We start from the raw sequence: 22,654 nt of genomic DNA on the forward strand, positions 1-22,654 counted from the left end.
ATGACACCCGCACGCACCTCTCCCGCCACGGACACCCCTCAGCTGGGACTTCGTGAACGGAAGAAGATCAAGACCCGGATGGCGATCCGCACCGCGACCTACGCCCTGATCAAGGAACAGGGCTACGACGCCACCACCGTCGAGCAGATCGCCGAGCGCGCCGAGGTGTCGCCGTCCACGGTCTTCCGCTACTTCCCGACCAAGGAGGACATCGTCCTCACGGACGAGTACGACCCGATCCTGATGGAGGAACTGCGCAAGCGGCCCGCCGACGAGCCGTGGATGGACTCCCTGCGGCACGTCATGAAGCTGGCCATCACCGCAGGGCTTGAGGACGACGCCGAGGCCACCCGGCTCCGGGCCCACCTCCTGGTCCAGGTCCCGGCGGTGCGCTCCCGGATGCTGGAGAGCATGTCGGTCACCGGCCGGATGCTCGCCGAGGGCATCGCCCGGCGCACCGGCGTGGACCGGGACAGCCTGGAGGCCCGCGTCTACACGATGTCCCTCATCGGCGCCCTCGCGGAGATCTCCCAGTACTGGGCGGAGCACGACTTCCAGGACGACCTGCGCGACCTCCTCGACCGCACCCTGGACGTCATCGAACACGGCCTCCCCGTGAAAAACACCTGAGGCCGAAGGGCCCGCCCGTGACATCCTGATCAGGTGAACGGACCGGAGATCCACGTCGAATTCGCCCCCAGGCTGGCCCTGTTCGTCCCGCACGAACGCCGGCACGGCACCAGCGCGGTCACCACCGACGGCGTCTCGACCCTCGGCCATGTCGTCGAGTCCCTCGGCGTCCCCCTGACCGAGGTCGGCACGCTCGTCGTGGACGGCCGCGCGGTCCCGGTGTCGTACGTCCCCACGGCCGGCGACTCCGTGTCCGTACGGGACGTGGAGCGCCCCCAGCGGGTGCCCGGCGCCCCGCTCCGCTTCCTCCTCGACGTCCATCTCGGCACCCTCGCCCGCCGGATGCGGCTGCTCGGCGTGGACACCTCGTACGAGTCGACGGACATCGGCGACCCGGCCCTCGCCACCCGCTCCGCCGTCCAGCAGCGGGTCCTGCTCAGCCGCGACCGGGGCCTGCTGCGCCGCCGCGAGCTGTGGGCGGGCGCGTATGTGTACAGCACCCGCCCCGAGGAGCAACTCCGCGACATCCTCGACCGGTTCCGGCCCGAGCTACGGCCCTGGACGCGCTGCACCGCCTGCAACGGGCTGCTCAGACAGGCCACGAAGGAAGAGGTGGCCGACCAGCTGGAGGGCGGCACGCACGCGTCGTACGACGTGTTCGCGCAGTGCACGGACTGCGGGCGCGCGTACTGGAAGGGCGCGCACCACGAACAGCTGGAGGCCATCGTGGAGCGCGCCCTGGCGGAGTTCGCCGGTTAGCGGGGTGCCGGTCAGCCCTTCCTCAAGTCGGCCTTTCCGCAGGCGATGCCGTCCTTGCTGGGGTCGAGGCGCAGCGGGTCGTCCTTGCCGTTGACCTTGAGGCGGCCGTAGTCGTTCTTCTTCAGCCAGTCGCAGCGGGCCTTGGTGGTGGCCTTCACGCCCGGCGGGAAGTCGGTCGGCACACAGACGTTGATCGAGCCGTAGTGCCGGTCGCAGCCGGAGATCGTGGTGCTGACCTTCTGCGAGGTCCGCTGCTTGCCGGACTCGGTGACCGTGCCCTCCAAGGAGTCGGCGAAGGAGTGGACGTGCGCCGAGGCGGCTTCCTCAGAGGTCGCGCTCAGTGCCGAAGGCCCTTGCAGATGGACCCACTTGGCGACCGAGGGGACCCCGTTGGCGTCGACCGCGAAGAGCATGTACCAGCCGGGCGGGGCCAGGTTGGGGTTGCTCGTCACGTTGAGGTCGACGTTGTTGCCGTCCACGGACAGCGGCAGGTCCACGAACCGCTGGTTCGGGTCGGAGGAGTGCGTCACCGCGGCCGGGCGGATCAACTCGGCCTTGGCGATGGGCCGGTCGACGGTGATGCGCTGGGTGTCGCCGTAGGTCCACTCGGTATCGATGACCGAAGTGATCGTCGGCCGGGTGCCCTTGAGGAGATAGGGCGGGGTGTAGATCGACACGTTGTGGTTCCAGGTGCCGTTGCCCGGGTTGTCGCCGGTCGCCATCACCCGGCCGTCGGGCAGCAGGAACGCCGAGGAGTGGTAGCCGCGCGCCTCCGGATCGGCGGCGACCGGGTCGAAGGTGCCGGTGTCCGGGTCGTAGATCGAGGACTCGTAGACCGGGTTGGCGCGGTTGTGCAGCGCGCCGCCGGTCTCCAGGACCTTGCCGTCGGGCAGGAGGACGGCGGAGACGTACATCTTGCCCTGGCTGCCGGTCTCGGCCTGCTTGCCGTTGCCGAGGTCGACCGTGCCCTGCGGGATCAACGGGCCCGCCGTGTAGGCCGGGTTGGCCTGCTTGAGGTCGATGACGTCGGTCAGCCGGTTGGCGTCCGGGTTGGAGTCGATGTTGCCGCCGCCGATCGTGAGGACCTTCTGGTCCTGCGCCGGAGGCAGCAGCACGCTCGCCGACTGGTCGCGCTCGTCCTTGTTCTGAAGCCCCGGGATCTGGGTGACGGTGTTGGCGCCGTAGTCGTAGATCGCGCTGCCGGTGCCCGGGATGTTGTTGCCGAAGACATGACTGCCCGAGTAGAAGAGCCGCCCGTCCTGCATCAGGATCATCGACGGGTACAGACCCCAGTACGACCAGGTCTGGTTGACCTTCCAGAGCTCCAGCCACTTCTGCTCGGCGTCCGACCAGTACTCGGCCGTCACCGATCCGGTGGAGTCCTCGCGCAGCCCGCCGAACGAGATGACGTCACCGTTGCCGAGGACCGTCGCCGACGGATACCAGTGGCCGTCGTTCATGTCGTTCGTCTTGCTGTACGTCTCGGTGACCGGGTCGAAGATGTACGAGTCCTTGTACCCCTCGTAGCCGTGCCCGCCGACGACCGGGTACGCCTTGTTCCCGCTCATCACCAGCACCCGCCCGTCCTGGAGCTGGACGTGCCCGGAGCAGAACATGTCCTTCGGGGTGGGGATGACCTTGTAGGTGCCGTTGGCCGGGTCGTAGACGGCCGAGGTGAAGGTGCCCGCGTTGAACTGCTCCTCGCTGTTGCCGGAGCCCGCGATGAGGAGCACCTTGCCGTTGTTGAGGACGACGGAGTGCATGGAGCGGACGGGGTTCTGCGTGGGCAGGACGTCCCAGCGGCCGTTGGCGCACTGGTCGGCGGTGCCGGTGCAGGTGGCGGGCGGGAGCGGGTCGGCGACCTGCTCCATCGTGTAGTCGTCGGTGGTCGCGGAGCCGGTGCCGTAGACGGAGACGCCCCAGGTGATGCGGTCGGTGCCGGTGGGGACCTCGGGGGTGCGGACGCTCGCCTGCGTCCAGCTCCCGGCCATCTCCAGGGTCTTCAGGTCCGTCCAGTACTGCCAGCCCGCCGTGGTGTCGTGCCGGAAGAGGGTGACCGCCGCGTCGGGGGTCGTCGTCTTGTACCAGAGGCTCAGGTCGTACTGCTTGCCCGCGCTGACCGCCGGCGCGCACTCCGTCGACTCGGTGATCAGCGCCTTGCGGTCGCCCTCGACACGGCGGGTCAGCTCGACCTTCATGGCCTTGGTGCCGGAGTGGGCGTCGGAGGTCGTGGTGAAGGTGAAGTCGTTGTCGCCCCAGCCGGACTTCTCCCAGCAGTACGGCATGCCGTCGGTGCCGGCCGTCTCGAAACCGGGGTTCTTGATGAGGTTGGCGGCGGAGGCGGGCTCGGAGGTGCCGAGGAGGAGCCCCGCGGTGAGGGCGCCCACCCCCAGCAGGGCGGTTCTGCGTCTGTGTGTCATGCCGTGCGGCTCCCTGTGGTTCATGCGGTGCGGCTTCTGCGACGTGGGAGGTAGACCAGCGCCTCGGTCCCGGCGAAGCGCAGAACGAACGTGATGACGAGGGCCAGCGCCGTGGCGGGCACCGCCGACAGCCCGAAGTGCGCCACGAGCAGCGCGATCAGCGGGATCCGCAGCACCAGGTCGGCGTTGGCGAGCAGGGCGAAGCGGACCGTGCGGTCGGCCCAGTGCCGGTGCCGGCGCCGGTCCCGGAAGAGCACCCGCTCGATGAGCAGGAAGTTCCAGGCCACGCCGAACTGGTTGGCGACGATCTCGGCGGGCAGATAGTGCACCCCCGCCTTCGTCAGCGCCCACAGCGCGACCAGGTTCGGCACGAACCCGGTGAGCCCGATCAGCCCGAACACCACCAGCCGGGCCAGCGGCCCCGCCGTACGCAGCCCGGCGAGATGGCGCAGAAAGCGCCGCCCCTCCTGTGCCGTGGACTTGGACTCCCCGGCGAACCGCTCCTGGAACACGAACGGGATCTCGGTGACGGTCCGGGGGCGGCTGCGCACCGCCAGCTCCAGCAGGATCTTGTAGCCGAGCGGTTGCAGCACCGCCGCGTCGATGTCGCTGCGCCGGATCGCGAAGAACCCGCTCATCGGGTCGCTGATGCGGTGCAGTCTGCGCGGGAACAGCGACTTGGTCAGCCAGGTCGCCGCCCGGGACACCGCCACGCGGTAACTGCCCGCGAGCCCGGCCCGGCTGCCGCCCTTGATGTACCGGGAGGCGACGACGAGCCCGGCGTTGGTCCGCTCCCCCGTCGCCACCAACTCCGGTACCAGGGACGGCGGATGCTGGCAGTCGCCGTCCATGACGACGATCCAGTCCGACCCGGCCGCCCGCATCCCCTCGACGACCGCCCCGCCGAGCCCGCCGGTCGGCTCCTCCCGGTGCAGCACGGTCACCGGGAACGGACAGTCCTTGGCGGCCTCATGGATGACTTCGGGTGTGTCGTCGGTGGAGTCGTCCACGAAGACGACCTCGCAGGGCAGCCGGTTCGGCACCGACTCGGTGATCTGGTGCAGGAGTTCACGGACGTTCGCGGACTCGTTGTAGGTCGGTACGACGATGGTGACGGCGCCGGGCTCGGGAACCTCGGTCGCCCGGATGTCCGGGACGGGAGCGGTGTACTCGTGGGTCATCGGTCGCCTCCGGAGGCCGCGACGATCTGCCGGATCTCGATACGGTCCGCGCCGGCGCCGAACACGGCGACCGGCGTCGAGTGCTGGATGGCCGCCTTGACGTTCGGCAGGTCGGCCGCGTCGCGCCGCACCGTCGGCGAGGCCACGACGTAGTCGAGGTCCTTCCAGCCGCGCGGCATCGTCTTGGTGACCGCCGGGTCGAGGTCGGCCTTGTAGAACCAGATGACGCCGAGCCCGGGCCGGTACCCGGCGTGCACCAGGTCCAGCCAGAGCGCGTCGTCCACGAGTACCCGCGTCTCCTCCGGCTCGGCCACCTCGGTGGTCAGCCACTTCGAGGCGGCCCGGTAGGGGGCGTTGGCGTCGGCGGTGACGGCGGTGCGGTCACCGTCGTACCAGCGCGGGACGACGTACGCCCCGGCGGCGATCGCGAGGACGGCGGCGAGGGCGTAACGGCCGCTCCGCGGAAGCCGGTTGCGGCGCAGTACGGCGTGCGCGACGGACGCGGTGCCGCCGGCGATGACCAGCGCGAGGAAGGGCAGCGCCTGGATGACGTACATCGCGGGCAGATAGCCGCCGGGGCGCAGGGCGAGCGCGGCGAGGATCGCGACGGTGAGGGCGGGTCCGGCGAGGGCGCGGGCGGTGACCGACCAGCGCCAGGTGGCCAACAGCAGGAGGGCGCCGGCGAGTCCGGCGAGGGGCAGGACACGGTCGTAGTAGAGCCACGACCGCAGGACGCCGTTCGAGCCGGAGCCCGAGTCGAGGATGAAGCCCGAACCGGGCCTGGTCATCTGGTACTTGACCCCGTCCCACAGCGACACATGGCCGCCGCCCGGCAGCAACTCGCCCTTGAGCAGGGCGAAGAGGGGGTACGCGAAGCCGATCAGCGCGCACGCGGTGACCGCGCCGGTGAGGGCGAACTTGCGGGTGTCCTTGTGGCTGTGCCGCCACATGGTCAGGAACAGGGCGGGCAGGACGACGAGCATCGTCTCCTTGGTGAGGACGGCCGTCGCGGCGGCGATGCCCGCGCCGAAGTGGTGCCAGAGGTGGCGGCTCGGGGAGGCGGCGAGCGTGAACGCCAGGAGCGTCCACATCACCGCGAGGTTGTCGAGGAAGATCTCCCGCTGGAGGACGACGGAGAGCGGGGAGAGCCCGAACAGGGCCATGCCGAGCCCGGCGGCCCAGCGCGGCAGAGCGAGCCGGCGACCGAGGACGTACACGAGGACCGCGCTGATCCCGCTGATCAGCAGCATGGTCGCGCGCATCGGGCCGACGGTCATCGAGGCGCCGAACAGCTTCGGTATCCAGGTCAGCAGGGCTATCTGGATCCAGCCGAGCGGCGGGTGGTCGTACCAGTAGGTGTAGTGGGCGAGGCCCCGGCCCTCCTGGACGGCCCAGGCCTGGGCGAGATAGGTGCCCTCGTCGTCGCTGAGGGTCGGGTAGTCGGCGATGTTCCAGCCCTGGACGGTGAGGATCGCGACCAGGAGCGCACCGCAGAGGAGGAGGTCGGGGCGGGAGGAAAGCAGGCGCTTCGGCGGGTTCGTTCGAGGGGTCGAACCGGTTTCAGGCACAGGTCGGCGCTGCGCGGGGACCTTCGGAGTGGTCACCGCGGGAAGGGTGGAGGTCACGCAGGGACGTCCTCTCGGATGGCTTCGGCCGCGGTCAGATGCGCGCCGACGTGGCTCGTCAACTCCCAGTCGTTGCGGCCGCGTTGCTCACGCCATACGGCGCGGACGGCGGCCCCGGCAAGGAGCACCTGGTAGAAGGGGCCGCCCACGATGAGCTTGAGGTAGTGGACGAAGCGGACACGAAGGCCGTACTGCTTGCCGAAGTCGTGCAGTCCGACGACCTCGAAGACAAAGGTGACCAGGGCGGTCACGGCCGGCAGGAAGGTGAGGAACGCGATCCCGACGGGCACGTCCAGGAAGAGCGCGACCGCCGCGTTGAGCGGAATGATCACACCGGAGAAGGCCTGGAGGAACGGCGTCATCAACGTGTACCGCGCGAGCAACCGCTGCCCGAAACCCGGGAGTTGCTTCCAGTCCTTCTTCCGGTAGACCTGGAGGAAGCCCTGGTTCCACCGGGTGCGCTGCTTCAGCAATGACATCAGCGAGCCCGGCGTCTCCTCCCGGGTCACCATGTCGGAGTCGTACGCGACGACGACCTTCTTGCCGACGGACGACAGCCGCACCCCGAGATCGCAGTCCTCGGCGAGGCACTCGGGATCCCAGCCCCCGGCCTCCTTCAGGGTGTCGGTCCGCACGAAGACGGTGTTCCCGCCGAGCGGGATGAACCCCTTCTGCGCGTGCAGATGCAGCCGCGACCGGAACCAGAAGAAATACTCCAGGCAGTTGCGCAGCGAGTACCAGCTGGAGTGGAAGTTGATGAGCTGCACGCCGCCCTGCACGACATCCGCCCCGGTGGACCGGAACGCGTGGTCGACATGCGCGAGCAGCTCCGGATGGACCTGGTCCTCGGCGTCGAAGACCCCGACGACATCGCCGCGGCAGTGCGGCAAAGCCGTGTTCATGGCCTTCGGCTTGTTCTTCTTCTCATGGGTGTCGACGACGACCCGGACCCGCGCGTCACGAGCGGCGGCCGCCTCGGCCACCGCCGTGGTCTCGGGGTCGTCGTGCCCCACGATCACGATGATCTCGAAGTCGGCGTGAGTGGACTCCAGCAACCGCTGGATGGTGTGGTCCAGCACGGCCTGTTCATGCCGAGCGGGCAGCAGCAGCGAGAACGACAGCTGCTCACCCCCGTCGGGCCGGCTGAACCGGGTGGAGGCGAGCACCTCGGGCGTACGCCACGCGTGCATCTGCCACCACAAGGTGAAGGCCGCCATCCAGAACAGGGCCAGCGATACGGCAGCGATGAGGACAGACGTCAGCAACAGATCCCCCCAGATCCCAAAACCCCCTGTCACGACGGTGAGTCACTCCCGTCGCAGCACTGTGGAGAGGTTATGGGTGATCTGTGAACAGCGGGACCTGTTCCGATAAATAGTATGTTTCCGACGCGTGTGGGGACTTGCGCCGCGCCCGGTACCGGACGCGGCACCCGTCTCAGCTGTTCAGCGCGGCTCGCAGCCGCTCCACGTCGGTCGTCGGAGCGTCACACGTGAAGTTACGGCAGACGTACGCGGTCGGTTCACCCCCGACGAGAGGCCGGTCGGCGAGCAGCGGCAGTTCGTCACTCCCCGTGGCCCCCACGGCGACGACGGCACCAGGGGCGGTGCCCAGAAGTGCCGTACGGTGCAAGGCCTTTGTGACTGGGTCGTCAATGGCAGGCCCGACGATCGCGACCTCCCGCGGCCCGTCCAGCAACGCCTCCGCGACGGCGAGCCCCCACCCGATGAACCGCGGCACCCGCGGCCCGAGCGCCTTCACGACCCCAAGTGCCCTTTCGGCGGCGGCCCGATGAGGCTCGGCCCCGGTCTGAGCGGCATAGGAGAGCAACGCCCCGGCGGCGGCGGTCCACCCCGAGGGCGCGGCATTGTCGGTCGGATCCTGCGGCCGCCGGATCAGCCGCTCGGCATCGGACGCGGTGTCGAACAGCGCCCCCGACTCCTCGTCGACGAACCGCACGAGAACGTGGTCGAGCAGGAACCCGGCGAACTCCAGCCAGACGCCTTCTCCGGTGACGGAGGCAAGGGCGAGAAACCCCTCGGCGACATCGCCATAGTCCTCCAACACCCCTGCATTGGCGCCGACATGACCGTCCTTGCTGGTACGGGCGATCCGCGCCTGCTCATCCAGATGCAGCCGCACCAGCAGATCGGCCGCCCCGACCGCGGCCTCCACCAGATCCGGCCGCTCGAAATAGGCACCGGTCTCGGCCAGCGCGGCGATCGCGAGCCCGTTCCAGGCCGCGACGACCTTGTCGTCCCGCCCGGGGGCGTGCCGCCGGGAACGGGCGTCCAGGAGCCGGCCTTTGATGCCCTCGATCTTCTCGGCATCGAACACGCCCTCATGCTGAGGAAGTTGAAGAACGGAGGCCCCTTCCTCGAAGGTCCCCTCCTCGGTGACACCGAAGTAGTGAGCGGCCAGCTCGGCGTCCTCCGCCCCGAGAACCTCGGCGAGCTGCGCGGGCGTCCACACGTAGTACGCCCCCTCGACATGCCTGCCGCTCTCGTCCTCGCTGTCGGCGTCGAGCGCGGAGGCGAACCCGCCCTCGTTGGTGCGGAGTTCGCGGACCATGAAGTCGGCCGTCTCCAGGGCTACTCGGCGGGCGAGTTCGGAGCCGGTGGTGCGCCAGAGGTGGGCGTAGACGCGGCAGAGCAGGGCGTTGTCATAGAGCATCTTCTCGAAGTGCGGGATCACCCACTCCCGATCGACGGAGTACCGGGCGAACCCGCCGCCGAGCTGGTCGTAGATCCCGCCGCGGGCCATTCGCTCGCAGGTGTCCTGCGCCATCTGCAACGCACCGTCGGAGCCGGTCCGCGCGTACTGCCGCAACAGGAACTCGATCACCATGGAGGGCGGGAACTTCGGCGCCCCGCCAAATCCGCCGCGCTGCGGGTCGTACTCCCGCGTCAGCCCGAGCAGCGCCTTGGCGAGCTCCTCCTCGCCGGGTGCCTGCGTGTCGCCGTAACCGATCTCCCGCCCGGCGAGATCCCGCACGATCTTCCCGGCCACCTCGGCGACCTCGTCGCGCCGGTCTGTCCAGGCCTGCTGGACTCCCTGGACGACCTGCCGGAAGGACGGCATCCCGTGCCGGGGCTCGGGCGGAAAGTACGTGCCGAAGTAGAAGGGCTCGGCGTCGGGGGTGAGGAACACGGTCATGGGCCAGCCGCCCTGACCGGTGGCGGCCTGGACGGCCTCCATGTAGACGGCGTCGACGTCGGGGCGTTCCTCGCGGTCGACCTTGATGTTGACGAAGGCGGCGTTCAGGAGGTCGGCGGTCTCCTGGTCCTCGAAGGACTCGTGCGCCATGACATGGCACCAGTGGCAGCTGCTGTAGCCAACGCTGAGCAGGACCGGTTTGTTGGTCGCGCGCGCCTCCGCGAAGGCCGCTTCCGACCAGGGCCACCAGTCGACGGGGTTGTCGGCGTGCTGGAGGAGGTACGGGGACGTCTCATGGGCCAGTCGGTTCGGCATGTACTCCATCCTTGCGCACCAGCCCCCGCCCCGCCCATGCGCCACGGCGCCCATGGCCTTCGTGTGACAGCCCCGGGATACCGGCCGGGGCATGAACGCGTGAGGCCGGAATTGACCGGCTCCGCCTTTTCTTCTGCACTTTCAGTCAACTACCAATCACCGCATGGGAGTTGAGTGAGCGATGCCAGGCCACAAGGCCGCCTCACGAGTTATCGTGTGCAAAAACAACGCAACCCCGGTGGGAGATTAGGGCCTGCCACCGGGGTCACTTGCCAGTCGCGGAGGACTGACCATGGCCAAGCGTACCCCTGCGTGTACCGTCCAGAGCCCTCTTCGGGCTGCCATCTACCTGCGGGTGTCGACACCGCAGCAACTGGACGGCTACGGGCTGAGTGCCCAAGAGGAGCAGTGTCGGGCCTGGCTCGCGTACGCCCTGCGTAACGTGCCCCACACCGTCGTTGGCATCTACGTGGACGGAGGCGTGTCGGGCAACCTTGCCAGTCGCGAAGACCTCGACCGCCTAACTGCCGACACTTTCGGCGACCGTCTGGACTTGGTCGTCTTTGGCAAGCTGGACCGCATCGGGCGCACCATGACGGACATCCACCGTTGGGTCTACGACGTAACCGACAAAGGTGTGCGCGTGGCCACCGCTGACGGCCGAATCGACTCCGAAGACGACATGTTCGGCACTCAACTCTCCCTGCTCGCATACCTGGCAGAGCTGGAACATGCATTGATCCTGGAGCGTACGTCGGGTGGGCGGTTGCAGAAGGCTGCGCTTGGGGGCTGGCCCTTGGGTGAGCCCCCTTTCGGCTACAGGCTCGACGCGGACGGGAATCCCGCGCTCAACCCCGCAGAGGTCGAGCAGGTCGAGAAGTTCGCAGACTTCATGATCGATTCGCCGGAGCCCGTGACTCGGGAGGACGGCGCCCGCCACCTCAACGCCCTCGGGTACCGAACACGCCGGGGCAAGGAATGGGAGGGTGGAAATCTCGTCAACCGAGTAATGGCTGCCCTCAAGGGCTACGTGGATTTCGCCTTTGCCGGAGAGAACGAGGACGGCGAGGAGATCACCACCACCTTCCGTATCGACCTCCCCAAAGCCCTGGCGGATGAGCGAGCCGAGGAGTTGAAGGGTGCCCTCGCCCGAGGCGCCCGGGTGAAGGGCAGGCACAGCAAGTACCTGCTCTCCAACCGACTCTTCAGCGTGTGCGGAGCGCACAGGACCGGTGCCGATACCGGCGAACACGGGCGCTACTACCGCTGCATGGCAGGTCGGCAGGGCAACCCGGTGAACGAACATCACGAAGATTGCTGGGAGATCCCGGTAGGCGAGGTGGACGCGGCGGTCTGGGCTGAGGTCAAGAAGCTCATGTCCGACAAGGGCAAGCTGCGCAGGCTGGTCGAGAAGTCCTTGGGGACCGTGCCCCAGCGTGCTGAGTCCTATCGCCGCCGGCTGGCGGAGCTGGACGCCCAGATCGAAAGGAAGCGTGGCAGCCGCAAGCGTAAGATCGCCCTCCTCCTCGCCTCCGTCAATGACCAGGACGGCGATGACGACGCCAGGCTTGTCGAAGAAATGAAGGCGGAGCTGAAGCAACAGGAAGCCGATCTTGTTGCCGACCATGAGCGCGTCGCCGAGTGGCTGCGCGAGGTTGAGGGGCAGGGAGATCGCGCCCGGAACATGCTCACCAAGATCGAGAAGACTGACGGCTGGCTGGACGACTTCACATTCGAGCAGAAGCAGGACCTGTTGGACCTGCTTGACGTGCGTGTGCAGATCACCGGCAAGGGCGAGCCTCGCCACAAAGGGGTTACAGACCCGATCGCCGAGTGGCACCGAGAGACCGGCGTGACCGTCCCTGCCGAGATCACAGACGAGCAGTGGCGCGCGGTCGAGGACATCGTCTCCCCCAGCCGCCATTGGAAAGACGTCCGGGGCGGATTTGAGGCGATGCTGGACAAGATTCGTTCCGGGAAGAACTGGAAGGACTATGACCGCTCGGAGCGGATCGGGGGACGGGGCTGGGCGGCCCTGTACCGGCGCGCACAGCATTGGTGGGGCTCCGGGGAGTACGAGCGTGCGCTGGTGGCACTGACGCCCTACGAGGGCATTGCCGCGCCGCCCCTGTACGTGCTGCCACCCATGACGGCGACGTTCGGGACAGAGGCGGCATGACAAAACCCCCGGCGTCGCAAAGACGCCGGGGGCCTGTCAGGGCCTGCCGATGAAACACGGCAAAACTTGGCTCAGCCGCTGTAGGGCTCGGCCTTGAGGATCCTCACGGAGGCCTTCCGGCCGTTCGGCAGCTCGTACTGCGCGTCCTCGCCGACCTTGTGGCCGATCACGCCGGAGCCCAGCGGGGACTGGGGCGAGTAGGTCTCGATCTCCGTGCTCGCGTATTCGCGGGAGGCCAGCAGGAAGGTCGTCGTGTCGTCCTCGTCGCCGTCGAAGGCGATCGTCACGACCATGCCGGGCGCCACCGCACCGTCCGCGGACGCGGGGGCCTCGCCGACCTTGGCCTTCTCCAGGAGCTGGGTCAGCTGGCGGATGCGGAGCTCCTGCTTGCCCTGCTCTTCCTTGGCCGCGTGGTACCCGCCGTTCTCGCGCAGGTCGCCCTCCTCGCGCGCGGCCGCGATCTTCGCGGTGACTTCCTCGCGCGCGGGACCAGACAGGTACGCCAGCTCTTCCTTGAGCTTGGTGTACGCCTCCTGCGTAAGCCAGGTGACGTCTTCGCTGGTCTGGGTCACAGGTGCTCCTCGTAGGTACTGGGAATACAAAGCATCGCCCTACCCAGAAGAATGTTCCTTCACGGATGGGCGAAACCACGAGCCTAACAATTCAGCGGCCCAAGGGGGAGGACATAAGCCATCAGAATCACGTCAACGCAGGTCATCGCCTACGTAATGAGAGTGACCTCAGTCAGCGTGGCAGCCGAGGAGCTCGGCCGTCGTGCCCGGTGACGTCGTGCGCAGGGTGACGACCTTGTCGATACGGGTGGCGTCCCCGTCGAAGTGGAAGTCGGCCCGGCCGACCTCGGCACCGTTCTCCGCCTGGGAACGGACCGTGCAGTAGCCGGAGGCGCCGGCGTCCTTGCGGACCTCCAGGTGCACCTTCACGGAATCCTGCCCCTGCTCGAAAGTGATCACCTCGGCGCTGATCTTGTTCTGGCCGACGTAGTACCAGCCGAAATAGCCGATCAGGGCGAGCAGCAGGGCTCCGAGAACGGCACCGGCGATCTTGAGCTTGCGGTCGGCACGCTCGTCCGAGGAACGGCCGTAACGGCCCTCGGGCAGCTTGGTGCTCGCCGTACTCATGATCGTCCTCCGGACCCCGGAATTATTCGCCCCCCGATTCGGTCACTATAGAAGCGCCGATCGCCCACCTTCACACCAGGGCGCCGACTTACTGAGGATTGAGTCTTGACTGACCAGCTGCGACTGATGGCCGTCCACGCCCACCCCGACGACGAGTCGAGCAAGGGCGCGGCCACCATGGCGAAGTACGTGTCCGAGGGGGTGGACGTGCTGGTCGTGACCTGCACGGGCGGGGAGCGCGGCTCCATCCTCAATCCGAAGCTTCAGGGCGACAAGTACATCGAGGAGCACATCCACGAGGTACGCAAGAAGGAGATGGACGAAGCCCGCGAGATCCTCGGCGTCAGCCAGGAGTGGCTCGGCTTCGTCGACTCCGGCCTGCCCGAGGGCGACCCGCTGCCCCCGCTCCCCGAGGGCTGCTTCGCCCTGGAGGACGTCGACAAGGCGGCCGGTGAGCTGGTGCGCAAGATCCGCGCGTTCCGTCCGCAGGTCATCACGACGTACGACGAGAACGGCGGCTACCCGCACCCCGACCACATCATGACCCACAAGATCTCCATGGTGGCCTTCGAGGGCGCGGCGGACGCCGAGAAGTACCCGGAGGCGGAGTTCGGCCCGGCGTACCAGCCGCGGAAGCTCTACTACAACCAGGGCTTCAACCGGCAGCGCACCGAAGCCCTGCACAACGCGATGCTGGAGCGCGGCCTGGAGTCGCCCTACGGGGAGTGGCTCAAGCGCTGGAGCGAGATCGAGCGCACCGAGCGCACCCTGACCACACACATCCCGTGCGCCGAGTTCTACGAGATCCGCGACAAGGCCCTGATCGCGCACGCCACCCAGATCGACCCCGACGGCGGCTGGTTCAAGGTCCCGATGGAGATCCAGAAGGAGGTCTGGCCGACGGAGGAGTACGAGCTCGCGAAGTCCCTCGTCGATACCTCCCTCCCCGAGGACGACCTCTTCGCGGGCGTCCGATAGCCCTGAGGGACAATGCCTGACATGAGCGCAAGCGTGAGCCTGGCAATGACGCACTTCGCGACCCTCGCGAAGGAGGTGGACGAGGACAAGGTCACCCCCGGTGTCCTCGGCTTCATCGTCTTCGCGGTGATGGCGCTGGCGGTGTGGGGCCTGATGAAGTCCATGAGCAAGCAGATGCGCAAGGTCGACTTCGAGGAGGCCCCGGACCCGGAGGCCGGGTCCGAGGCGCCCGCCGCCGAGCCCAAAGCCGGCCGGAGCTGACGCGCGGGGGCGGCGGGCGGTCAGTTCCTGGCCGGCACCACCGCCACCCCCATCACCTCCCGCGCATGCCGGTTCGGCACCATCCCCAGGCGCCAGGCCTGCCAGCCTGCCTCCAAGTTCACTCCGCGTTCCAGGAGGAGCTGGTAGGCCTCGACGTAGTCGTCGAGCTTCTCGTCGCGTAGGGGGTGGCTCGTGCGGGAGAGTTGGGAGAGTTCCTCCTGGGCCACCGCTGTGCCGACCTCTACGCCGCCGGGTGCGGCGTAGGGGAGGAGGGTGGAGCGGAGGAAGCGGGCCCAGTCCTCGCCGCGGCGGTCGCCGTAGGACGTGAAGAGGGTGAGGGCCTCGTCGCAGAGGGTCAGGGCCTGCTGGGTGCGGGTGTTGCCGGCGTCCACCACCGCCAGTTCCAGGCAGGTCCAGGCCTCGCCGTGGCTCACGCCGATGCGCTGGAAGTCCGCGCGGGCGTCGACCAGGAGCTGGCGGGCGAAGCCCGAGTTGCGGAGCGAGCCCGTCTGGGCGGCGCGCTGGTCGCGGGTGACGCGGGCCGAGTGGTGGCGGGCGCAGGCGAGGCCGTAGACGTCTCGCATGCGGGAGAACATCGTGCGCGAGCGTTCCAGCTCCCTCACGGCCAGATCCAGATTCCCCGTCTCCTCCAGCGCCTGGCCCAGGTAGTACACCGTCCACGCCTCACCGCGCGCGTCCTCGTTGTCGCGGTGCCGGGAGGCCGCCTGGCGCAGGCCGTCCACCGCCGGGGAGGGGTCGCCGGCGACCAGGCGGGCGCGGGCCAGCTGGGTCATGGCCCAGGCCTCGCCGCGGGCGTCGCGGGTGCGGCCGTACAGGTCGAGGGCGGTGCGGAGTTCGGCCTCGGCGCGTGGGACGTCGCCCATGCGCAGGCCCAGCTGGCCGAGCTGGAAGTGGGCCCAGGCCTCGCCGTGCACGGACTCGCCCGCGCGGTGCAGGACCAGGGACTGGGTGAGCAGGTCCATGGCCTCCGCGACGTGCGCCCGGTCGCGTTCCACCGCCGCGAGGGCGTGCATGGTCCAGGCGCGGTCCGTGGCCAGTTCGGGCGCAGCCTGGAGGTCCAGGGCCTCCTGGAGTTTCGTCGCCGCCTCCGTCAGGTTGCCCTGGTGGTGGAGGGTGATGCCCAGGGAGCACAGCGCGCGGGCCGCGCCCGCGTCGTGATGGGCCTCCATGTACAGGTCGACGACCGAGGTCAGGGTGGTGCGGGCCTTGTCCAGCTCGCCCAGCTGGCGGGCCGCGATGCCCGTACGCCACTGGACCGACCGCAGCAGCAGGCCCTCGTCCACCGCCTGCGCCAGTTCACTGATCTCGCCCAGGCGGTAGAGGTCGCCGCGCAGGAGGCAGTAGTCGCACAGGGCGCCCAGGAGGTTGAGGACCGCGCCCTGGTTCACGCCCTCCGCGTGCCGCAGGGTCGAGGTGATGAAGCTCGACTCGTCGTCCAGCCAGCGCAGCGCCTCGTCCAGCGAGGTGAAGCCGTGCGGGCTGAAACGGTCGGAGCGGGTCGACATGTTGCCGTCGACCAGGCGCAGGACGGAATCCGCCAGCTCCGCGTAGTTCACGATGAGACGTTCCTGCGCGGAGTTGCGCTCGGCCGGTTCCTCCTCGTCCAGGAGACGGGCCTGGGCGAACGCGCGGACCAGGTCGTGCAGCCGGTAACGGTCGCCGCGGACATGGTCGAGCAGACCCGCCCGGGAGAGGGCCACCAACTGGCGAGTCGCCTCCGCCTGATCGGTGGCGAGGAGCGCCGCTGCCGCCGCCGCGCCCAGGGACGCCCGGCCGGCGAGCGCGAGACGCCGCAGCAGCCGGCGGGCGGTGTCCGCCTGGTCGGTGTAGCGCAGCCACAGCACCCGCTCCACCGGCTCGACCGGGCCGTACGCGCCCAGGTCCGAGGCGAGTGCGCGCGGCGAGCGGGGGCCGAGGGACGAGCCCGCGATCCGCAGCGCCAGCGGCAGCCCGCCGCACAACTCCCGGATCCGGTCCGCCGATTCGGCGTCGTACGGGCCCGTAGTGTCCTGCGCCGAGGCGCCGAGCAGCTCCTCCGCGCCCGCCGCGTCCAGCGACTCGACCGGCAGCTGGTGCACCCAGGCCGGCAGATCGGCGGGCAGGTCCAGGGAGGTGCGGGCGGTGACCAGGACCAGGCTGTCCGAGCGTTCGGGGACGAGCGTGCGGACCTGCTCCGGGTCCGAGGCGTCGTCCAGGACGATCGTCACCGGCAGGCCCGCCAGATGCTGGTGATACAGCTCGCCCAGCCGCTTGACCTGCTGATCCGGTGACGAGCGCTCACGGAACAGGAGCTGCTCGCGCGGCGCGCCCAGCCGGTTCAGCAGATGCAGCAGCGCGTCCCGGGTCGACAGCGGCGGCTCCTCCGGGCTGTCGCCGCGCAGATCCACGACGCACGCGCCACGGAAGTAGTCCTTGAGATCGTGCGCCGCGTGCAGCGCGAGAGCGGTACGGCCACTGCCCGAAGCGCCGTGCAGGACGACGACGGTGGACCGGGTCTCCGTGCTGGCCCGCGCCGCCTGCACCCACTGCCGGATCCGCCCCAGCTCCTGCCGCCGCCCCGCGAACGCGGCCACCGGCTCCGGGAGTTGACCGAACGACTGCGCCAACAGATTCCGGCCGCGCGCCGCCGCGCTCTTGTCGGCGCCCTTCAGCCGCGGCCCCGTCTTCTTCGGCCCCGTCGAGGCGCTCGACACCCGCTGCTGGTCCAGGAACGGCCGGATACCGCGCACCTCAAGGGCCGTCAGCCACGCCAGCCGCAACTGCTCCGGGCCGCCCGGCTGGCCCACCGCGCCCGCGCGATGGTGCGCGGCCGGCAGATGCGAACCGGCGACCTTCACGACGGTCGCCGCCGCGCCCACGACACCGACGGCCGCTCCCGCGCCCAGCGCGGTCCCCGTGCCGGCGCCGAGCACCAGGTCGGCGACGGCGGCCGTCACCGCGGCGACTCCCGCCACCATCAGCGGAGTTCCGCCGCCCTCCTTCGCGTACCGCTGCCCGAACGTCAGCGAACCGGCCGCCGCCTCGTCCAACGCGCGGGTATACGCCTCGTACTCCTCCGCCGCACTCTGCGCCATGGCGTCCAGCGCCCCACGCCCCCGCGCCATCAGCACCGGCCCGTCGGTACGCCCGCCGGAGCGCCGCACCTCCTCCTCCACGGCCCGTGCCAACAGCCGCTCGGCGTCCACCCGATGGCTGTCCCGCATGTCCGGTCCCCCTCCGGTGACAACTCCTTTGCCTATGAGTGTCCTTCGGGACGGGCGTGAGCGCGAGAGGGCGGCGATCACGAACGGCCGAGGCTTCGAAGATCCAAAAGCGTTTCAGGACGCCTTCGGGTCGCGCTTCTGAGTGGGCGTCTCTGTCAACCGTCCGCCCGGCGGTACTTCCGGACCGCGAGCGTGCGGAAGAAGAGGATGATTGCGACCGACCAGATCAGTGACGCCCACACCGGGTGCTGCATGGGCCAGGCATCTGGCGTCTTGAAGCCCGGGGGGAGGTTGCCGAACAGCTCGCGGCACGCCTGGACCGTCGCGCTGAAGGGGTTCCACTCGGCGATGTGCCGCAGGAAGGTCGGCATCTGGTTCGCGTCTACGAAGGCGTTGGAGATGAACGTCAGCGGGAACAGCCAGATGAGGCCGCCCGAGGTCGCCGCCTCGGGAGTGCGCACGGACAGGCCGATGAGCGCGCCGATCCAGGAGAAGGCGTAGCCGAGGAGCAGGAGCAGGCCAAATCCAGCGAGCACCTTCCCGAAGTTCTCGTGTGTACGCCAGCCGACGAGCACAGCGACGACCGCCAGGACCACCAGAGTGAGCGCCGTCTGTGCCGAGTCAGCGATGGTGCGGCCCGTCAGCACCGCGCCACGTGCCATCGGCAGGGAGCGGAAGCGGTCGATGAGGCCCTTGTGCATGTCGTCAGCGATGCCCGCTCCGGCACCTGCGGTGGCGAAGGTGACGGTCTGCGCGAAGATGCCCGCCATCAGGAACTCGCGGTAGGCCTGGGCCGAGGTGGACGAACCAACCTGGATCGAGCCGCCGAAGACATAGGTGAACAGCACCACGAACATGATGGGCTGAAGCAGGCCAAACACGATCATCTCGGGAATCCGACCCATCCGCACCAAGTTCCGGCGGGCGATGACCATGGAGTCGTTCACTGCACTCACTTCGCCTGCTCCTTCGGTGCGACGCGCGCGGCGTCGGTGACGGCGCTCACTTGGCTGCCTCCTTCTTGTGGCCTCGCCCCTTGGGTTCGGTCGCCTCGCCGTTCTCCGTCTCCTTGATCTCCGCCACATGGCCGGTCAGCGAGAGGAAGACGTCGTCGAGGGTGGGGCGGCGCAGGCCGATGTCGTCTATCTCGATGCCGCGCACGTCGAGCTCGCGGATGACCTCGGCGAGGAGCTTCGCGCCGCCGGTGACGGGCACGGTGAGCTGGCGGGTGTGCTCCTCGACGGTGGTCTCGCCCTTGCCGAAGCCGGCGAGCACCTCCCGGGCGGTCGCGATGTGCTCGCGCTCGTGCACCACGACCTCGACGCGCTCGCCGCCGGTGCGGGCCTTGAGCTGGTCGGAGGTGCCGCGGGCGATGACGCGGCCGTGGTCGACGACCGCGATGTCGTGCGCGAGGTGGTCGGCCTCTTCGAGGTACTGGGTGGTCAGCAGCAGGGTCGTGCCGCCGGAGACGAGCTGCTTGATGACCTCCCACAGCTGCTGGCGGTTGCGCGGGTCGAGGCCGGTCGTCGGTTCGTCCATGAACATCACGGGCGGGGAGACGACGAGGGCGGCCGCGAGGTCGAGACGGCGGCGCATGCCTCCGGAGTAGGTCTTCGCGGGCCGGTCGGCGGCGTCCGCGAGGTTGAACTGGTCGAGCAGTTCACCGGCCCGGACCTTCGCGTCCTTGGCCTTCATCTGGTAGAGCTGGCCGACCATCTGGAGGTTCTCGCGGCCCGTCAGATATTCGTCGACCGCGGCGAACTGACCGGACAGGCCGATCGAGCGCCGTACCTCGTTGGGATGTTTGAGCACATCGAGGCCCGCGACGACGGCTTTGCCGCTGTCGGGCCGCAGCAGGGTCGTCAGACAGCGCACGGTCGTCGTCTTGCCCGCGCCGTTCGGCCCGAGCAGGCCCAGCACGGTGCCCTCCGGCACGTCGAGGTCGACGCCGTCCAGAGCCCTTACGTCACCGAAGGTCTTCACCAGGCCTTCGGCATAGATGGCGCCTGGCATATGAGTCTCCACGTCTTCGGGGATTCTTCGAAAAGCCTAGGTTTGTGCGGCTCGCTCCGCCCGACACACCATAACGCGATGTATCGCGTTTTTCGACGGACTTACTCGAACGAGTGAGGGAGAAGCCCCTGAGCTGGGAGTTCGGTGCCCGGCGCCTCAGTCGATGACCGTGTAGCCCGCGTTCCGCAGGGCCTGGCCGACCTCGGCGCAGTGCTCCGGACCCTTGGTCTCCAGGTGCAGCTCCACCTCCGCCTCCGTGAGCCCGAGCCGGGGATCGGTCCGTACGTGACTCACATCGAGGACGTTAGCGTCCACCACTGACAACACCCCGAGGAGCGTGGCGAGGGCACCGGGCCGGTCCGTCAGCCGGAGCCGTACGGCCAGGTAGCGCCCCTGCGCGGCCATGCCGTGGCGCAGCACCCGTTGCAGCAGCACCGGGTCGACGTTCCCGCCGGACAGCACCGCGACGACCGGCCCCTCGAAGGCGCCCGGGTCGCTCAGCAGGGCCGCCACCGGGCTGGCCCCGGCGGGTTCGACGACCAGCTTGGCCCGCTCCAGGCTCAGCAGCAGCGCGGCGGAGAGCTCGTCCTCGGTCACCGTACGCACCTCGTCGACGAGCTCGCCAATGATTTCGAACGGGACGTCTCCGGGCCGGCCGACCTTCATGCCGTCGGCCATCGTCGCCGGGTTCGCGATCGACACCGGACGTCCGGCCGCCAGCGAGGGCGGGTACGCCGCCGCGCCCGCCGCCTGGACGCCCACGATCCGCACATCGGGCCTGAGCGACTTCACCGCGATCGCCACACCGGCCGCGAGACCGCCGCCGCCGATCCCGAGGACGATCGTGCGCACCTCCGGGCACTGTTCCAGGATCTCCAGGCCGACCGTGCCCTGACCGGCGATGATGTCGGGGTGGTCGAAGGGGTGGATGAACACCGCACCGGTCCGCTCCGCGTACTCCTGCGCGGCGGACAGCGTCTCGTCGACCACCTGTCCGTGCAGGCGGACCTCGGCGCCGTACTCCCGGGTGGCGCTGATCTTCGGCAGCGGGGCGCCGTTCGGCATGAAGACCGTGGAACGCACGCCGAGCAGGGCCGATGCCAGCGCGACGCCCTGCGCGTGGTTGCCCGCGCTCGCGGCGACGACCCCGGCGGCCCGCTCCTCGGGCAGCAGCCCGGCGATCCGCACGTACGCGCCGCGCAGTTTGAACGACCCCGTGCGCTGGAGGTTCTCGCACTTGAAGTGCACCGGCGCCCCGACCAGCTGGGTCAGGTGCCGGCTGCCCTCCATGGCGGTCACCCGTGCCACGCCCGTGAGCATCTTCTGGGCGCCGCGTACGTCGTCGAGAGTGACGGGCCGAAGGGAGTGCAAGGAGTCAGCCGTGGCGTAGCTCATGACACAAGTCTCGCAGTTCACAGTCGTGCGGCGCTGGTGTGACCAACCCCCGAGACCTGTTTGCGCAGCGCCGGTACGGCCCGCCTTCCGGCCGCGTACCCTGTCCCCCAACCCAGCACCCCTTATATGAAGTGAGCCCCCGGCCATGCCCACAACACCTGAAATGTCGATGGACATGACGACCGTCGGTGACACCGGTCTCCTCGACACGCTGCAGCACGAAGTGGCGGTCTTCGCCCGCCGTGCCGAACAGACCCGGCTCGGCGGAGTCGGGCAGGTGCGCAACTCCATGGACCGCGCCGCATATCTGCTGCTCAACCGCCTCGACAAGGAGGGCCCGATGGGCGTCAAGGCGCTCGCCGCGAGCATGGGCATCGACTCGTCGACGGTCACCCGGCAGGTGGCTCCGCTCGTGGACACGGGGCTGGTCAAGCGGACCTCGCACCCGGAGGACGGCCGGGCCGTGGTGCTTCAGCTGTCCCCGCGCGGGCTGTCGCGGCTGGAGGAAGTGCGCTCCTCCCGTCGTCAGTTGATGGCCGAGCTGACCCACGACTGGGCGCCGGAGGAGCGCGAGGCCTTCTGCACGCTCCTCACGCGCTTCAACACCGCGCTCTCCTCCCGGATGGCCGCCCAGGGGCTGCCGGGCGCGGAGCCGTCGCCGGCGTCCTGAGCGGCCTCCACGCGCGTGTGCCGCACCTGATCTCCGCGTTCACGGCCCTTGACGGGTGCGCGGCTCTTGACCGAAAGGCCACCCCTGGCCTCATATGAGACCGGGTCCCGACTCGCACACGGTTGCGTATCCCGTACGCGGCGAGGGTCCCGCCATCTCATGGGTCGCCCTCAGGGGGAGGCGTGGTGCGACAACGGCAGGCTTCCCAGGACGCCCGCCGGGCCCGGGAGTTCGAGTCGTTCGTCGCGGGCGCGGCCGGGCGGCTGCTGCATGCCGCGACCCTGCTGACGGCGGAGGCGCCGGACGACAACCCGCGCGCGCGGCGCCTGCTGACGCTCTCGCTCGCCCACACGTACGCGTGCTGGGACCGGCTGCGCGGCGAGGACCCCTACGACCGCACCCGCCAGTATCTGGCCACCCGCTTCGCCCGCGGCGCCTGGCACCAGTACGGCGGCCTGGGCGGCGCCCGTCCGCACGCCACGAGTCCGCTGGCCTCGCTGGGCCCGCAGGAACGCCTGGTGGTCGTGCTGCGGCTCTACGAGGGCGTCGCCGAGGAACAGACGGCGGCGCTCCTGGGCCTGCCGACGGAACGTGTCCACACGATCTGCGACCGGGCGACGGCGACGCTGCTGCATCCGCCGCGCGGGCCCGCGCCGGCGGTGAGGGGAGCGAAGGTGGCCGCGTCATGAGGACAGCCCGGTCCGCCTGC

The 22,654-nt window shown here is 69.3% G+C and carries 18 protein-coding genes; 7 read left to right on the forward strand and 11 right to left on the reverse strand.

Translation table 11 applies throughout. The annotated features are described in order from the left end of the window. Together ABZ928_RS35010 and ABZ928_RS35015 are read left to right on the forward strand one after the other, a co-directional pair. Window positions 1-630, forward strand: coding sequence for a TetR family transcriptional regulator (locus ABZ928_RS35010; RefSeq protein WP_361527821.1), 630 nt, complete (start codon window positions 1-3; stop codon window positions 628-630). A 33-nt stretch (window positions 631-663) separates the two neighbouring features. Further along, window positions 664-1,389, forward strand: a complete 726-nt coding sequence (locus ABZ928_RS35015) for a Mut7-C RNAse domain-containing protein (protein ID WP_361527823.1) — start codon at window positions 664-666, stop codon at window positions 1,387-1,389. Window positions 1,390-1,400: 11 nt separating this feature from the next. Here the strand turns inward: ABZ928_RS35015 and ABZ928_RS35020 are convergent, their stop codons facing one another. The 5 genes from ABZ928_RS35020 to ABZ928_RS35040 form a co-directional block, all read right to left on the reverse strand. Beyond that, window positions 1,401-3,809 (reverse strand): galactose oxidase-like domain-containing protein, encoded by a 2,409-nt coding sequence (locus ABZ928_RS35020; protein ID WP_361527825.1) that lies wholly within the window; start codon window positions 3,807-3,809, stop codon window positions 1,401-1,403. A 20-nt stretch (window positions 3,810-3,829) separates the two neighbouring features. After that, the gene (locus ABZ928_RS35025) at window positions 3,830-4,990 is read right to left on the reverse strand and encodes a glycosyltransferase family 2 protein (protein WP_361527827.1); all 1,161 of its coding nucleotides are present in this window, start codon (window positions 4,988-4,990) and stop codon (window positions 3,830-3,832) included. After that, window positions 4,987-6,615 carry a phospholipid carrier-dependent glycosyltransferase gene (locus tag ABZ928_RS35030; protein WP_361527829.1) on the reverse strand — a complete coding sequence of 543 codons (1,629 nt, stop codon included), beginning with the start codon at window positions 6,613-6,615 and terminating at the stop codon, window positions 4,987-4,989. Before ABZ928_RS35030 ends, ABZ928_RS35025 begins: the two co-directional genes overlap by 4 nt. After that, window positions 6,612-7,880, reverse strand: a complete 1,269-nt coding sequence (locus ABZ928_RS35035) for a glycosyltransferase (protein ID WP_361527831.1) — start codon at window positions 7,878-7,880, stop codon at window positions 6,612-6,614. Before ABZ928_RS35035 ends, ABZ928_RS35030 begins: the two co-directional genes overlap by 4 nt. A gap of 172 nt (window positions 7,881-8,052) precedes the next feature. After that, the gene (locus ABZ928_RS35040; protein ID WP_361527833.1) at window positions 8,053-10,086 is read right to left on the reverse strand and encodes a thioredoxin domain-containing protein; all 2,034 of its coding nucleotides are present in this window, start codon (window positions 10,084-10,086) and stop codon (window positions 8,053-8,055) included. Window positions 10,087-10,378: 292 nt separating this feature from the next. On the opposite strand from ABZ928_RS35040, the gene ABZ928_RS35045 reads away from it, so the two are divergent. After that, window positions 10,379-12,265 (forward strand): recombinase family protein, encoded by a 1,887-nt coding sequence (locus ABZ928_RS35045; protein ID WP_361527835.1) that lies wholly within the window; start codon window positions 10,379-10,381, stop codon window positions 12,263-12,265. A gap of 71 nt (window positions 12,266-12,336) precedes the next feature. Here ABZ928_RS35045 and greA read toward each other — a convergent pair whose 3' ends face one another. Both greA and ABZ928_RS35055 read right to left on the reverse strand, forming a co-directional pair. After that, a complete protein-coding gene (gene greA / locus ABZ928_RS35050) occupies window positions 12,337-12,837 on the reverse strand; it encodes a transcription elongation factor GreA (protein WP_361527837.1) in 501 nt (166 codons plus the stop codon). Between the two features lie 168 nt (window positions 12,838-13,005). Next, window positions 13,006-13,404, reverse strand: a complete 399-nt coding sequence (locus tag ABZ928_RS35055; RefSeq protein ID WP_361527839.1) for a DUF4307 domain-containing protein — start codon at window positions 13,402-13,404, stop codon at window positions 13,006-13,008. 105 nt (window positions 13,405-13,509) lie between these two features. On the opposite strand from ABZ928_RS35055, the gene mca reads away from it, so the two are divergent. Both mca and ABZ928_RS35065 read left to right on the forward strand, forming a co-directional pair. Further along, entirely contained in the window at window positions 13,510-14,382 is an 873-nt protein-coding gene (gene mca, locus ABZ928_RS35060; protein ID WP_361527841.1) for a mycothiol conjugate amidase Mca, read from the forward strand. Window positions 14,383-14,394: 12 nt separating this feature from the next. After that, a complete protein-coding gene (locus ABZ928_RS35065; protein ID WP_361527842.1) occupies window positions 14,395-14,643 on the forward strand; it encodes a hypothetical protein in 249 nt (82 codons plus the stop codon). Between the two features lie 20 nt (window positions 14,644-14,663). Here the strand turns inward: ABZ928_RS35065 and ABZ928_RS35070 are convergent, their stop codons facing one another. The 4 genes from ABZ928_RS35070 to ilvA form a co-directional block, all read right to left on the reverse strand. Further along, window positions 14,664-17,867 carry a tetratricopeptide repeat protein gene (locus ABZ928_RS35070; protein ID WP_361527844.1) on the reverse strand — a complete coding sequence of 1,068 codons (3,204 nt, stop codon included), beginning with the start codon at window positions 17,865-17,867 and terminating at the stop codon, window positions 14,664-14,666. Window positions 17,868-18,022: 155 nt separating this feature from the next. Beyond that, window positions 18,023-18,802, reverse strand: a complete 780-nt coding sequence (locus ABZ928_RS35075; RefSeq protein WP_361527988.1) for an ABC transporter permease — start codon at window positions 18,800-18,802, stop codon at window positions 18,023-18,025. A gap of 67 nt (window positions 18,803-18,869) precedes the next feature. After that, the gene (locus ABZ928_RS35080; RefSeq protein WP_361527846.1) at window positions 18,870-19,880 is read right to left on the reverse strand and encodes an ATP-binding cassette domain-containing protein; all 1,011 of its coding nucleotides are present in this window, start codon (window positions 19,878-19,880) and stop codon (window positions 18,870-18,872) included. Window positions 19,881-20,036: 156 nt separating this feature from the next. Beyond that, window positions 20,037-21,275, reverse strand: coding sequence for a threonine ammonia-lyase (gene ilvA, locus ABZ928_RS35085; protein WP_361527848.1), 1,239 nt, complete (start codon window positions 21,273-21,275; stop codon window positions 20,037-20,039). 163 nt (window positions 21,276-21,438) lie between these two features. Between ilvA and ABZ928_RS35090 the strand changes: the two genes are divergently transcribed. Together ABZ928_RS35090 and ABZ928_RS35095 are read left to right on the forward strand one after the other, a co-directional pair. Beyond that, the gene (locus ABZ928_RS35090) at window positions 21,439-21,945 is read left to right on the forward strand and encodes a MarR family transcriptional regulator (RefSeq protein ID WP_361527990.1); all 507 of its coding nucleotides are present in this window, start codon (window positions 21,439-21,441) and stop codon (window positions 21,943-21,945) included. Between the two features lie 185 nt (window positions 21,946-22,130). Continuing rightward, window positions 22,131-22,634, forward strand: coding sequence for a sigma factor-like helix-turn-helix DNA-binding protein (locus ABZ928_RS35095; protein ID WP_361527850.1), 504 nt, complete (start codon window positions 22,131-22,133; stop codon window positions 22,632-22,634). The last annotated feature ends 20 nt before the right edge of the window (window positions 22,635-22,654 follow it).

This window comes from Streptomyces sp. NPDC046909, assembly GCF_040644695.1.
In the GTDB taxonomy this organism is placed as follows: Bacteria; Actinomycetota; Actinomycetes; order Streptomycetales; family Streptomycetaceae; genus Streptomyces.

Bases quoted from the DNA above. Each gene is read 5' to 3' on its own strand.
- ABZ928_RS35010 (WP_361527821.1), top strand. From the start codon at position 1: ATGACACCCGCACGCACCTCTCCCGCCACGGACACCCCTCAGCTGGGA.
- ABZ928_RS35020 (WP_361527825.1), bottom strand. From the start codon at position 3,809: ATGACACACAGACGCAGAACCGCCCTGCTGGGGGTGGGCGCCCTCACC.
- ABZ928_RS35025 (WP_361527827.1), bottom strand. From the start codon at position 4,990: ATGACCCACGAGTACACCGCTCCCGTCCCGGACATCCGGGCGACCGAG.
- ABZ928_RS35040 (WP_361527833.1), bottom strand. From the start codon at position 10,086: ATGCCGAACCGACTGGCCCATGAGACGTCCCCGTACCTCCTCCAGCAC.
- ABZ928_RS35045 (WP_361527835.1), top strand. From the start codon at position 10,379: ATGGCCAAGCGTACCCCTGCGTGTACCGTCCAGAGCCCTCTTCGGGCT.
- ABZ928_RS35055 (WP_361527839.1), bottom strand. From the start codon at position 13,404: ATGAGTACGGCGAGCACCAAGCTGCCCGAGGGCCGTTACGGCCGTTCC.
- ABZ928_RS35065 (WP_361527842.1), top strand. From the start codon at position 14,395: ATGCCTGACATGAGCGCAAGCGTGAGCCTGGCAATGACGCACTTCGCG.
- ABZ928_RS35070 (WP_361527844.1), bottom strand. From the start codon at position 17,867: ATGCGGGACAGCCATCGGGTGGACGCCGAGCGGCTGTTGGCACGGGCC.
- ABZ928_RS35075 (WP_361527988.1), bottom strand. From the start codon at position 18,802: ATGGTCATCGCCCGCCGGAACTTGGTGCGGATGGGTCGGATTCCCGAG.
- ABZ928_RS35080 (WP_361527846.1), bottom strand. From the start codon at position 19,880: ATGCCAGGCGCCATCTATGCCGAAGGCCTGGTGAAGACCTTCGGTGAC.
- ilvA (WP_361527848.1), bottom strand. From the start codon at position 21,275: ATGAGCTACGCCACGGCTGACTCCTTGCACTCCCTTCGGCCCGTCACT.
- ABZ928_RS35090 (WP_361527990.1), top strand. From the start codon at position 21,439: ATGTCGATGGACATGACGACCGTCGGTGACACCGGTCTCCTCGACACG.